Origin of the sequence: Clostridium sp., assembly GCF_051278035.1 — a bacterium.
In the GTDB taxonomy this organism is placed as follows: domain Bacteria; phylum Bacillota; class Clostridia; order Clostridiales; family Clostridiaceae; genus Clostridium_AD.
In genome coordinates this window covers 1-12,932 of sequence record NZ_JBNMNU010000121.1, presented here as the reverse complement: position 1 = coordinate 12,932, position 12,932 = coordinate 1, and the positions used below count along the sequence as shown (strand labels likewise).

Below are 12,932 nucleotides of genomic sequence, written 5' to 3'. Positions count from 1 at the left end.
AGGATACTATAATAGAAGAGAAGCTTATATAATTGCAACCAGTTTTTCTATTGTAGGTATAGCATTTGCTTCTGCAGTAGCTGAAGAGCTAGGGTTTGCGCATATTTTCCCGATATTTTATGGATCTATTGCGTTAGTAACTGTTATAGTGGCTTTTATTACATCTAGAATGGCACTTAAGAAATTTCCACCAACTTATTATGAAGGGGTAACTCCGAGTATAATTGAGATTCCAAAAGATAAAACTGTTTTGGAGTATTCATATGAATCTGCAATAAAGCAGGCAGGAGAGGCCAAAATTGGAGAAGTAATTATTCAGTCGTTAAAAAGTATTGTTAACATATACGTTGGATTCTTACCTATTATTATGGCGGTTGGAACATTATCTTTGGTAGTGGCAGAATATACCCAGTTTTTCAATATCATTAGTGCACCACTGGTATATTGCTATACTTGGATAGGGTATAGTAATGAAGTAGCGACAATCATGGCACCAGCATCGGTTGCTGGATTTGCAGATATGTATTTGCCAGCTTTATTTATCAGTACATCGGTTTCTGAAGCCTCAAGATTTTTTATTGGTGTATTAGCATTTACCCAGTTAGTATTTATGTCTGAAACTGGAATGGTTTTAGTTAAAAGTAAAATTGGTTTAAGCTTTTGGGATGTAATTAAAGTATTTCTTTTTAGAACTGCAATGTCATTCCCGTTATTATTAGTTATAACAAATATTTTAGCTGCTTTAGGTGTAATATCGTTTTAAAGAATAACATTCTTTATATTTTGTTTTGGATAAGCTCTTTTTGGTGTGTTGCACTGAAAGGAGCTTATTTTTATAAAAAAACATAAGTGGTCAAACTACTTTTTGATTACATCACAAAAGTAAGTCTAACCACTTATTATACACTCTGGTTATTTTATGTTTCTGAATTTAGTTTACGTATTAAATGCTTCTTGCAACTTCATAAGCATCCCAAACTGCTTTCATTATGTTTGCAACTTTTCCAGCATCACCTATTATATGTACAACTGCGTCAATATTTTCAATTTCATGAAAAAGTGTGTTTTCTGATTTATAACCTACTGCGATGCAGATAGTTTCTGCCGGCACCGTTATATTTTTATTTCCCTGACTTAAATTTACTCCTTCCTCATTTACACCTGAAAGCTTTGTATTAGTCATTATCTTAACATTATGTTTCTCCATAAGATCTTTCAGCATAGATTTATTTGCATGATTTATAGCTGGTCCTGCAGCCATTACATCATCTAAGCCTTCTACAACAGTTACATCTTTGCCTTGTTGAGCTAACCAAAGTGCAGTTTCACAGCCAACTAATCCTCCACCAACAATAACTACAGTATTCCCTGCACTCTTTTTGCCTAAAAGTAAATCCTCAGCACAACATACGTTATCTTTATTCATTCCAGGTAAAAAATTTAATTTTACTGGATTTGATCCTGTTGCAACAATAACTACATCAGCTTTTGAGTCTTTAATAATCTCTGGAGTAACTGCTGTATTCATATTTACATCTATATTTAATCTTTTTAATTCATTGTCATACCATTTTAAAAGACGTCTATCTTCCATTTTAAAGTCTGGTGCAGATGCTTCATGAATATGCCCACCTATAATATTTGTTTTTTCATAAATTACTACTTCATGTCCTCGTAATGTAGATACTCTAGCTGCTTCAAGTCCTGCTATTCCAGCACCTATTATAATTACTTTTTTTATTTCAAGGGCTTTTTCTATGCCATATATTTTTTCACGCCCTGTTGCTGGATTTATTCCGCAAGATATTGGTCTATGAGTAAATATTCTTTGAAGACATCCATCGTGGCAGCCAATACATGGTCGAATATTTTCTTCTGTTCCTTTTTTAACCTTATTCGGCCATTCTGCATCAGTTAATAATGGTCTGGCTAATCCTATTATATCTGCTTTATTTTCATTCAATGCTGCTTTCGCGAGTTCGGGATTTCCTAGTTTACCAGCAACAATTACAGGTATGTTAACAACTTTTTTGAGTTCTTCTGTAAATGGTAAATATAATCCTTCCTCTTGATACAATGGTGGATGAGCCCAATACCAACCATCATAGGAACCAACATCTGCATTTAAAGCATCGTATCCAGCATCCTCTAAAATTTTAGCAAGCTTTAATCCCTCTTCGAAGTTACGACCTATTTCTGGCTGAGCTACATCAATACCGCCTTGATTCCAATCTTTTATAAAGCTTCTAAGGCCATATCTAACTGTTACTGGATAATCTTGACCAGCACCTCGCCTAATTGCTTTTAATATTTCTATAGGAAAAGTTGCTCTCTCTTTTAGGCTTCCAGAAAACTTATCAGTTCTTCTATTAAATACTGACATTGCAAATTGATCAGCCAAGTAACCCTCGTGAACAGCGTGTAATTCTATTCCATCAAACCCTGTTTCTTTAGCAATTCTACCTGCTTCTTCGAATCTACTAATGATTTTCTCTACTTCATCCGTAGTTAACTCTCTACACGTTATACTTGGATCCCAAAAGTTAGGTAGAGCTGATGGTGCAACTGGTTTTGTAACTAACAATTTTGGATTTGCAACTCTTCCAAGACCTGCTGATACCTGAAGAAATATTTTTGTTCCATAAGCATGTACTCTTTCTGTTAACTCGTATGATGAATTAGCAAAGGCTGTTGGATTATGTGTAACACAAGTAAAACTTGGCATTTTCATTTGTTCTATTTCATTTTCAACTTTTGTAAAACCTGTTACTATTAACCCAACGCCACCTTTTGCTCTTTCTACATAAAAATCAATGGCTCTTTGATTAAATCCACCTTCTCTGTCTGCTAATCCCATAAGTCCCATGGGTTCCATTGCTATCCTGTTCTTAATTTCAATATTACCAATTTTAATAGGTTCAAATATTCTTGTTTTCATAATAACCTCCTAAAGTTTCATTTGTTTTTGTCTATTTATATTATTAAAAATAACACAATAATTTCCCTCATCCGTTCTGCATTTAGAACAACTAAGACAGATAGAAGCCTTTCGATCTCCAGATTTCCATCTTTTTATTAAATTAGGTTCTGAAAGCAAGGGTCTTGATAGAGCAAAAAAATCGATATTACTCTCATTTAATATATTTTCTATATTACTTATATCTTTAAAACCACCTACAGTAATTATAGGTATTCTAACTTCATTACTAATTACTTTAGCATACTCAACAAAATAACCTTCCTTTTGTAATTTATAGCCGTCAAATGTTTCGCCAGCCATTGAACTCGCTTTACTATGAATATTTCCAGTAATATCTATAGCATCAACACCAATTGACTCTAGTTTTTTACAGATTAACTTAGTTTCATCAAATCTCATTCCACCTTCAAAAAATTCACTGGAAGTAAGCTTTACTAATAATGTGAAATCATTCCCAACTCTCTTTCTTATCTTATAATATATTTCGGTTAAAAATCTCATTCTATTTTCCAAGCTTCCACCATATTCATCGGTTCTGTTGTTATAATAAGGACTTAGAAATTGATTGATTAAATATGAATGAGCACCATGTATCTCTATACCATCAAAGCCTGATTTTTGTATTCTTTCCGCTGCATCTGCAAAAGCATTTACTACAAGATCTATTTCCTTTTTAGTCATAGCTTTTCCCACTACACCTGTACTACGCTGCGCAACTTCACTTGGAGCATAGATTAATCGTTTCCCAACATTATATGTTGTTTTTGTTCCACCATACGCTACTTGCATTATTATCTTCGAACCAAATTTATGAACTAAATCAGTCAACTCTTTGTATTCATAAATAAAAGTATCATCATAGATTCCCATCATTCCATGGTTAGGTTGTTCCTCTTTTATGACATTTGCATATCCTGTTATAATTAAGCCAACTTCAGACATTGCTAAGTTTTCATATATATCCAAAAGCTTTTTTGTGAGATGACCATCTTCTGTAGTCATATTCTCCCACGTAGCACTTCTAACAAATCGGTTTTTTAATAAAATTTTCCCTAATTTAGCTTCTTCAAATAATAACTTCATCTTTTTTCTCCTTTATAAATATATAATAAAAGGAACAAGAAAATATATGATTTCTTGTTCCTTTTGTTCCATATCTTTTTACAATCTATAAATCCAACTTAACTATAGTTCTACCTTTGTGAGCTCCTTTAAGTATATCATCTATTTCACTATTTAATCCTTCTAAAGATACTTCATTCACATTAGTATATAAATCAGTAATCTTCCAATCTAAGGCTAATTTATTCCAAATCTTAAGTCTAATATCCATAGGGCATTTAACAGAATCTATTCCTAGTACTGAGATTCCTTTTAAAATAAAAGGATAGACTGATGTTTTAAATTCATCAGATGCAACATTTCCACAACAAGTTACACTTCCACCATAATTGGTTGATTTAATGGCTGTAGCCAATATATTTCCACCTACTGTGTCTATTACTCCACCCCATCTAGGCTTTAAGAGTGCTTTCCCAGAAGCGTCATCTATTTCAGTTCTATCAATTACGTTTTTTGCACCAATTCCAAGTAACATATCTTTTTCAGAAGCTTTTCCTGTAGCGGCAGTGACATTATAACCAATCTTGCTTAATATTGAAATAGCCATACTTCCTACTCCGCCAGTTGATCCAGTTACTAATATGTCGCCATCACTAGGCTTAACACCTGAATTAACTAATTTATAAACTGATAGTGCAGCAGTGAATCCAGCAGTACCGTATATCATACTCTCTCTTAGAGATAGATTTGAAGGAAGTTCTACTACCCACTGCGCAGGGACTCTAATATACTCTCCGTAACCACCTGATGTGCTCATTCCTAATGCATATCCTGTTACAAGTACCTCAGCTCCAATTTTTAAACTATCATTATTGCTTTGGGTTACAATACCTGCTGCATCGATTCCTGGTGTGTGTGGAAAATTTCTAGTTACACCTTTATTTCCTGTAGCGGAAAGAGCATCTTTATAGTTTAATGAAGAATATTTTACATTTATTATTACATCGCCTTCTGGTAGATCATTTATGTGTCTAGTAGTAATTTCTCTATTGAATTCTTTATTTTCTGTTTCTGTTACGACCATTGCTCTAAATTCATTGTTATTCATTTTAAAAACTCCTTTGTAAATATAGTTTGGTATAAAACTAATTGTAGCAGAAATATAGTTTGGTGTCAAACCATGTTCTAATTGCATTTTAGTTTATACCATACTATAATTAAATAGATAATTTAAATTCAAGATAGGAGCTTTTTTATGAATGATAAATATATAATATATTTTATAAGCAAAACTAAGAAAAAAATGACTAAATTTATTGAAAAAGCATTAAAAGAAAAAGGGTTAGATGATTTGGCGCCTGCATATGGCAATATCCTTACAGTATTATATAATAATAATGGAAGATTAGGTATGAATCAAATAGGGAAAACAATAGGAAAAGATAAGTCTACGATTACAGCATTAGTTAATAAGTTATCAAATTTAGGATATGTAAAAAAGGAAAAGTGTATAGAAGATAGAAGAGTAACCTACATAATTTTAACTGAAAAAGGTAAAGCAATAGAAGGGAAAGTAAATGAAATTTCTGGAAAAGTGAATTTAATTGCATATAAAAATTTTTCAAAAGAAGAAAAAGACATATTCCTTGAATTGTTGAAGAAGATGAATAATAATTTTGATGTAGAATAAGATATATATTAACTCCATTAATTAGTTTTTTAAATGGTTAATTGAAGCATAATATAATTTTAGCAAGGTAATCCAAATTTGGACGACCTTGCTAAATATTTTGGTATAGATTAGTATTAAAAACATTCATGCGTTCCACAACCTATTTATACGTAAACAACTTTCTAAGCACATCTACAAATCCACTGTCATTTTTTACATATGCATCAAAAGAAACGTTTTCTCCTATTAGTCTCATGGCTATTTCTTTAAAAATTTTTCCTGTTTTAGAGTTTTCATTTAATGCAATAGGTTCACCTCTATTTGTAGATACAGTTATTGCTTTATCACTTGGAACTATACCTATAAGTTCGATTCCCCAATTACTAACTATATCTTCCACACCAAGCATATCACCGCTCTTAACCATATCATAATCTATTCTATTAATAATAACCTTATAATCATTAATACCCATATCTTTAAGCATACCAATCACTCTATCGGCATCTCTTATTGAAGTTACCTCAGGATTTACAACCACTATAGCACTGTCTGCGGCAATCACAGAGTTTTCCAAACCTTGTTCAATTCCTGCTGGGCTATCTATCAATACATAGTCAAACTCACCCTTAAGCTTATTAATCAAAGTCAGCATTTTTTTAGGTTGCACATCATTTTTATTTTTAGCTTGTGCTGTGGGAAGTAAAAATAATTTTTCATGCCTTTTGTCTTTTATTAAAGCCTGTTTCAAACTACATTTCTCTTCAATAACATCAACAAGATTATAAACAACTCTATTTTCAAGCCCCATCAGTATATCCAAATTCCTAAGGCCCGTGTCTCCATCAACTAATACAACTTTTTTGCCTATAGCTGCAAGTGCAGTACCTATGTTCGCTGTAGTAGTTGTTTTTCCAACACCTCCTTTACCCGATGTTATTACAATTACTTTTCCCATAAAAATTAGCCTCCAAAAAATAAATTATAAAAAAGATTTTCTATTTTAAATTAATAAGAAGTTAATAAAATTACTAATTCGAAATATACACCTAACCATAGCAATTAAATCTCTTTAAATGGAACGCCTTGTCCATTATGAAATTTGAAACCTATTTTGAAAAATTTATAAAAAAAAGTAGCTTTATTGATAGACAAACTAGCAATAATTTTATTAACCATATTGTAACTCCTCCTTAAATTTTAAAATTTATTTCTTTATTATTACTTATAAAATATCATAAATTATGGTGTATATTCTTTTCATGTAAAAAACGTGGCTTAAAATGTAAAAAAACATAAAAAATACACATTATATTTATATATATGTGTATTTTTGTATTTTTATATACTTTTTAGTAAATAATTAAAGTATATTCCTTTTATTTTTGTCACATTAGCAATGCTTATGGGTATATTAGCGTTATCAATTATGAAAATAGAGTTATTTTCTATTTTTAAAATATAATCCATATTTACAATAAAACTCTTATGAGATTTCAAAAATCTTTCGTCTTTAAGTCTTTGAAATAAATCCTCAAGCTTTGAATAAAAAGTAATGATTTCATGAGATTTCAAATATATATTTACAATTCTAGCTTTACTTTCTGCATATACTATATCTTTATAAAGAATTCTATAGATTCCTTTTTTGTTTATAATGAAAATCTGTTTATTTTCTTTATCTAATTCTTTTATAGCAATTTTAATAGCATTACTAAGCTTCTCTTCATTCACAGGTTTTAAAATATAATAAGTGGCTCTAACCTCATAACTATCTAGTACATATTCTTGTGAATAAGTTATAAATATAATTTTACATTCATTATCAAATTTTCTAATTTCTCTTGCAATATCTATTCCATTTGAAGTTTTCATATAAATATCTAAAAAAATTATATCAAAATTCTTTTTAGCACAACTCATATGGTCAATTAGATCTTGCCCATCATTAAAAGATGTTATTTTAAATAGCAAATTTAAATCTTCAATATTTTTTGATACAAAATTAGAAATAATTTTAATCTCTTGTATATCATCATCACAAATTGCAATATTTATCATATTTATCACTACTCCCATTTTACAATCTAGTTAAATCATCATCTGAAATGTTGTTAAAATTCATAATGATATTCACTTCAAATTCACAATCTGCATATTTTACGTCAAAAAAGCCATTATACTTTTCTGCTATTTTTCTAACATTGGATAATCCTATACCATGTTATTGCATTTCCTTACTTGTTTTGATTATTTCCCCTACTTTGATAACTTGTCCATTAAAGCTATTGTTGATTTTAATTACTAAATTGAAACCTTTAATTTCAGCTTTTATATAAATGTATTTTTCACTTTTTCCAATAATTTTATTACAAGCTTCAATCGCATTTTCAACACAATTACCTATAACAATAGATAAGTCAAGCTTATCGATATTAATATCTTGGGGTATATTTACCTCAACCCTAAAATCAATCTTATAATTTGTAGCAATGCCAATGTAATATTTTAGTATCGAATCCACAGTAAAATTTCTGCATAACATACCTATATTTTGAGATATTTCACTTTCATTAAATTCATACAAGTATTCAGAGGCTGCTATATAATTTTCAGTATCCATCATTGACTTTATTGTCAAAATATGGTGCCTTATATCATGTTTAAATGCAGAATATTTATTAATAGATTCATTTAGTTTTATGTAGTTTTGTTTCTGTAATTCTATTTGTGTATCTATAATTTCAAACTTATATTCTAGTTCCATATTTCTATTTACAGAAGAAATAGTTATAAAAATTATTATGTATGATAATATAATTATAATAATAAACAACAAACTATTAAAAAATCCATAGGAATCATTAAAATTATAAGAACAAAATTCGTAATATCTAACTAAAAATATAAAAATTAAAATGCTATATAAAGATATTATATTTATTACTTTATTAGATACTAATCTAAGCATTTATTTGTATGTCCGCTTAAAATGTAAATATATTATAGGCATAATGACTAATTGAATAAAATTTCTTAATAATATTGAGGAAAATATATATAAATTGGAATCCACAGTAGGAAACAACCTTATAATATAATTACTTATAATTAATATCGGGTAATTTTACTGGATATTTGATGGACTAAATACTATTGCTTTATATGGTAATGCTACAGAGATAAAATTTAATGATGTAGATATAAGTCCTGAATTAACCGACATAGGAAGTTTTGAAAAATGTTGGAAGCTCATTGATGGATATTGGTATATGATAAAAAAGGGTACTTACAAGGGGAATTTCGCTGAAGTATTAATAGGAAACATTGCTCTATAACACTTGGATTCAATGCTGTTAAATATGAAGTGATTGAAGATGGAGCATTAGTTAAGTGCAAAGACTTTACTAATAATGGAGAAGTTGACTTCGAGCCAATGTTCAGCTTTGTTCGCGATTATTGGGAAATAGATGATTCTATAAGTATAATAAAAGAACTTGGTTATATAGAAGATTTCTTGAACATTACATTTATGGACGCGTTGTGCTATAACATAGATAGACATACATACATTTAACTTTGAAATATTAAGAAAAGATGGAGAACCAGTAGGACTTGCACCAAATTTTGATAATAATTTAGGCTTATTAGGGGTTCTTAAATAATAGTGGTTTAGAAAATACATGGTATTCAACAGCATTTACAAGAAATAATTATAAGCCGATATTAGAGGGGTATAATTATGATGTACCTAAGATTGATTTAGAAGAGATAAAGGAAATTATAAATGATACATTAAAAGGATTTCCGTCGCTAGAGTTAGAATCAGGATTTAGTGAAATTGTATTTAAAATAATAAAAAACAATTATGAAGAACTATTGGAGTAAGAAAAACACTCTTATTAATTAATTAATGCTTTAAAAGCTAGCAATATAATATTCTTAAAATGTGAATTGAGGGAAGCCGTTTATTTGGCTTCCCTTAAATATTGTCATATTATATAGCGAGATTTATATAAAAAGATATATTATCTTTATGTAAATCTAATACAGTAATAGAGGGTGATTAAATGAAACAAAAAATAGAGTTAACCGGAACGGTAATATACCCAAATGATCCGGAGTACCATCAGGCACAGGGAATTGCAATCGTTCAAGCAGGAATACGTCCTGCTCCTTTTCAAGTTGGAATATTTGAAATAGTATGGCCGTGGAATCAATTGGAGGAAGTTATAGATGTATGGCAAAGATGGTCTCCATCCGTTGATGAAAGACTGGGTACAATATTGGAGATAGGTACGAAAACAAATGGTCTGCTTCGTTCGCAGGGAATATTCCTTGGTCCCAAAGCAGAACTGGGAAAATTGATATTACCTTTGTAAGATGTTGGATCTCCTTTAAAGGTAATGATTGAGGAGGTTACACTACCAGAGGCAATAGAATTCTGGGTGTCAATGTACGTGATTTAAATATAAAGAATTACGGTCAGGAATATTACGGTGATAATTTTTCTAGGCTTCAGAAAATTAAAGCAAAATATGACCCGAACAATGTTTTCAACTTCGTACAGAGTATTCCTCCGGCTCCTACCTGTGATACTGTAATAGCAATTAAAATATGAAATTCTTAAAGCTGCATGTCAAAGGACAGCAGCTTTTTATGATTACTAGCTTATAGTTGCCAAATGGATAAAATAACTGTGACACAACTAGCTGTAGTGAATATTCTAGGAGAGAGGGACATGGAAAATTTTATGAATTAAGTGAATAACAAATAGCTTAGAATAATACAGTAATTATTAATAAAAAATAGAGATGGGAGTGAAATCTATGAAAAATAAAAAATTTACTATTGGGACAATATTTTTTACTGTATTTTTAGATTTATTAGGATTAGGTATTATTATTCCAATATTACCTGCTCTTCTACTTGATCCCATAAACGGTATATTACCAATGGCATATGCTTTCCCAACTAGAACCTTAATATATGGTTTTTTAATAGCCTCATATCCACTAGCACAGTTCTTTGGTGCACCAATTCTTGGTTCCCTAGCTGATCAAAATGGCAGAAAAAAAATATTGACTATATCCCTAATTGGTACAGTTGTTGGTTATGTGATTTTTATAATAGGGATACTTAATTCTAATCTATATCTTCTATTCCTCGGAAGAATTGTTGACGGGTTTACAGGAGGAAATATATCCATAGCACAGTCTGCAATCGCTGATGTGAGCACAAAAGAAACAAAATCCAGAAACTTTGGTTTAATTGGAATGGCCTTTGGTCTAGGTTTTATTATTGGACCATTTATTGGTGGAAAGCTTTCTGACTCCTCTATAGTTAGTTGGTTCTCTTATGCAACACCATTCTATCTTACTATACTACTATCAACTATTAATGTGGCCTTAGTATTTTTGAATTTTCCTGAAACATTAGCAATTAAAAGAGCAAATAAAGTAAATTTATTCACAGGTTTTGCAAATATTAAAAAAGCCTTTACCTTTAAAGATTTAAGAGTAATGTTTTTAGTAGTTTTTTTACTAACAGTAGGATTTAATTTTTATACACAGTTTTTCCAAGTATTCTTATACGGAAAGTTTAAATTTACTCAATCTCAAGTTGGTGATTTGTTTGCTTACATGGGGCTTTGGATAGCTATTGCACAAGGAGCAGTGTTAAGACCACTTTCAAAAAAGTTTAAACCTTCCAAAATACTTAGTTACTCAATAGTTCTACTTTCAATAAGTTTCCCGTTTTTATTAATACCTACTGAACGGGTATGGTTATATTTAATAGTTCCATTTATAGCGATATTTCAAGGCCTTAGCCAACCTAATGGAACAGCTATTATTTCTAATTTAGTAGATAGTGAAAAACAAGGAGAAATTCTTGGAATTAACCAATCTATTTCATCTTTAGCTCAGGCATTTCCACCTATCATTGCTGGTTTTGTAACTGCAGTTAATATTAATCTTCCAATTTGGTTTGCTGCGGGAGTTACACTTCTAGGCTGGATAGTATTTAAAGTTTTCTTTAATACAGAAAAGAAGACTGATGAGGAGCTTATGGTAGGTAGTGTAGTAAGTGCTGAGCAGGAATAGTTTTTGCCTAAAAGTAAATTCTCAGCACAACATACCTTATAATTATTCATTCCAGGTAATAAATTTAATTTTACTGGATAAAGTTTAAAAAAAGCAAATAATTACTTTGACATTAATTAATTTTGTTTGTTTGAGGGCTATGGGTTGTCGGTGCGTGATTAAATAGTTGGCTGGTACGACCCAATAATAAAATATGGAAACGCATTTGAATAAGTTTTACTTTCTAATATACATTAAATCGACTAAATATACAAAAAAACAGACTAAATATGCAAAAACCTATTGCAACACTTATGCGCATATGGTATCCTAGAAACCGTGCATCGTAGTTAAGACATAATGGGGGTTTGTAAGTATGATAAATAAGTTAAAGTTTGTATTTTTGTCTATTTTTGGATTTATCTTTTTTCTAATACCAATTAATATTAATGGAGAAAGTAAAATTGCTATATCTCACATATTAAATTTTGTTACAGACAATATGTTTGATTCATTTATTGGTTTCACTATTATTTGTGCATGGGTTGTGTTAATTGCAACTATGCTTTTTATCTTTTATTCTTCAAAAAATGGGTATGTTAATTCTGTATTCAAAGCATCACCTTTAAATGTTGTATTAAGGGTAGTTGGATCATTTTTATACCTTATGGTGATTAATAATTGGTTTCAAAACTATGAGTTTGCAGGTATGATTTTAGATGTCAATACTGGCGGGCTGATGGCAGGAGCTGGTGGTCTTTTAACCACACTTTATATAACATTCTTTGTAGCTATTATTGCCCTTCCATTATTAACACATTTTGGTATGGTCGAATTTATAGGTATTTTATTAGGGCCTATAGTTAAAAAGTTGTTTAAAGTACCAGGCTATTCAACTATCGATGCCATTGCATCCTTTGTTGGTGATGGTACAATTGGTATTGTGGTAACGGATAACCAATATCAAAGAGGATACTATAATAGAAGAGAAGCTTATATAATTGCAACTAGTTTTTCTATTGTAGGTATAGCATTTGCTTCTGCAGTAGCTGAAGAGCTAGGGTTTGCGCATATTTTCCCGATATTTTATGGATCTATTGCGTTAGTAACTGTTATAGTGGCTTTTATTACATCT

The 12,932-nt window shown here is 30.3% G+C and carries 11 protein-coding genes and 2 pseudogenes; 7 read left to right on the top strand and 6 right to left on the bottom strand.

Annotated elements, in window-relative coordinates:
• Window positions 1-763 (top strand): annotated as a pseudogene (locus ACJAX4_RS16420) (hypothetical protein); the annotation flags it as partial.
• Between the two features lie 180 nt (window positions 764-943).
• Here the strand turns inward: ACJAX4_RS16420 and ACJAX4_RS16415 are convergent.
• The 3 genes from ACJAX4_RS16415 to ACJAX4_RS16405 form a co-directional block, all read right to left on the bottom strand.
• Window positions 944-2,938, bottom strand: coding sequence for an FAD-dependent oxidoreductase (locus ACJAX4_RS16415; protein ID WP_435790529.1), 1,995 nt, complete (start codon window positions 2,936-2,938; stop codon window positions 944-946).
• A gap of 9 nt (window positions 2,939-2,947) precedes the next feature.
• Complete coding sequence (locus ACJAX4_RS16410) at window positions 2,948-4,063, bottom strand: NADH:flavin oxidoreductase (RefSeq protein ID WP_435790528.1); 1,116 nt, start codon at window positions 4,061-4,063, stop codon at window positions 2,948-2,950.
• A gap of 85 nt (window positions 4,064-4,148) precedes the next feature.
• Entirely contained in the window at window positions 4,149-5,150 is a 1,002-nt protein-coding gene (locus ACJAX4_RS16405; protein WP_435790527.1) for a YhdH/YhfP family quinone oxidoreductase, read from the bottom strand.
• Between the two features lie 147 nt (window positions 5,151-5,297).
• Between ACJAX4_RS16405 and ACJAX4_RS16400 the strand changes: the two genes are divergently transcribed.
• Window positions 5,298-5,732, top strand: a complete 435-nt coding sequence (locus ACJAX4_RS16400; protein WP_435790526.1) for a MarR family winged helix-turn-helix transcriptional regulator — start codon at window positions 5,298-5,300, stop codon at window positions 5,730-5,732.
• Window positions 5,733-5,874: 142 nt separating this feature from the next.
• Here ACJAX4_RS16400 and minD read toward each other — a convergent pair whose 3' ends face one another.
• The 3 genes and pseudogenes from minD to ACJAX4_RS16385 form a co-directional block, all read right to left on the bottom strand.
• Window positions 5,875-6,672 (bottom strand): septum site-determining protein MinD, encoded by a 798-nt coding sequence (minD, locus tag ACJAX4_RS16395; protein ID WP_435790525.1) that lies wholly within the window; start codon window positions 6,670-6,672, stop codon window positions 5,875-5,877.
• 383 nt (window positions 6,673-7,055) lie between these two features.
• Window positions 7,056-7,775: a LytR/AlgR family response regulator transcription factor gene (locus tag ACJAX4_RS16390; protein WP_435790524.1), complete on the bottom strand. Its 720-nt coding sequence runs from the start codon at window positions 7,773-7,775 to the stop codon at window positions 7,056-7,058.
• Window positions 7,776-7,794: 19 nt separating this feature from the next.
• A pseudogene (locus ACJAX4_RS16385) lies at window positions 7,795-8,481 on the bottom strand (sensor histidine kinase).
• A 600-nt stretch (window positions 8,482-9,081) separates the two neighbouring features.
• On the opposite strand from ACJAX4_RS16385, the gene ACJAX4_RS16380 reads away from it, so the two are divergent.
• The 5 genes from ACJAX4_RS16380 to ACJAX4_RS16360 form a co-directional block, all read left to right on the top strand.
• Window positions 9,082-9,291, top strand: a complete 210-nt coding sequence (locus ACJAX4_RS16380) for a hypothetical protein (RefSeq protein WP_435790523.1) — start codon at window positions 9,082-9,084, stop codon at window positions 9,289-9,291.
• A 493-nt stretch (window positions 9,292-9,784) separates the two neighbouring features.
• Window positions 9,785-10,096: a hypothetical protein gene (locus ACJAX4_RS16375; RefSeq protein WP_435790522.1), complete on the top strand. Its 312-nt coding sequence runs from the start codon at window positions 9,785-9,787 to the stop codon at window positions 10,094-10,096.
• Between the two features lie 59 nt (window positions 10,097-10,155).
• Window positions 10,156-10,335 (top strand): BBE domain-containing protein, encoded by a 180-nt coding sequence (locus ACJAX4_RS16370; RefSeq protein ID WP_435790530.1) that lies wholly within the window; start codon window positions 10,156-10,158, stop codon window positions 10,333-10,335.
• Window positions 10,336-10,543: 208 nt separating this feature from the next.
• Window positions 10,544-11,818: an MFS transporter gene (locus ACJAX4_RS16365; RefSeq protein ID WP_435790521.1), complete on the top strand. Its 1,275-nt coding sequence runs from the start codon at window positions 10,544-10,546 to the stop codon at window positions 11,816-11,818.
• A 355-nt stretch (window positions 11,819-12,173) separates the two neighbouring features.
• Window positions 12,174-12,932: nucleoside recognition domain-containing protein (locus ACJAX4_RS16360; protein ID WP_435790520.1), on the top strand; the 759-nt coding region annotated here is incomplete at its 3' end.

Excerpts from the sequence above, each read along its gene's own strand:
- ACJAX4_RS16415 (WP_435790529.1), bottom strand. The coding sequence starts at position 2,938 with ATGAAAACAAGAATATTTGAACCTATTAAAATTGGTAATATTGAAATT.
- ACJAX4_RS16410 (WP_435790528.1), bottom strand. The coding sequence starts at position 4,063 with ATGAAGTTATTATTTGAAGAAGCTAAATTAGGGAAAATTTTATTAAAA.
- ACJAX4_RS16405 (WP_435790527.1), bottom strand. The coding sequence starts at position 5,150 with ATGAATAACAATGAATTTAGAGCAATGGTCGTAACAGAAACAGAAAAT.
- ACJAX4_RS16400 (WP_435790526.1), top strand. The coding sequence starts at position 5,298 with ATGAATGATAAATATATAATATATTTTATAAGCAAAACTAAGAAAAAA.
- minD (WP_435790525.1), bottom strand. The coding sequence starts at position 6,672 with ATGGGAAAAGTAATTGTAATAACATCGGGTAAAGGAGGTGTTGGAAAA.
- ACJAX4_RS16390 (WP_435790524.1), bottom strand. The coding sequence starts at position 7,775 with ATGATAAATATTGCAATTTGTGATGATGATATACAAGAGATTAAAATT.
- ACJAX4_RS16375 (WP_435790522.1), top strand. The coding sequence starts at position 9,785 with ATGAAACAAAAAATAGAGTTAACCGGAACGGTAATATACCCAAATGAT.
- ACJAX4_RS16365 (WP_435790521.1), top strand. The coding sequence starts at position 10,544 with ATGAAAAATAAAAAATTTACTATTGGGACAATATTTTTTACTGTATTT.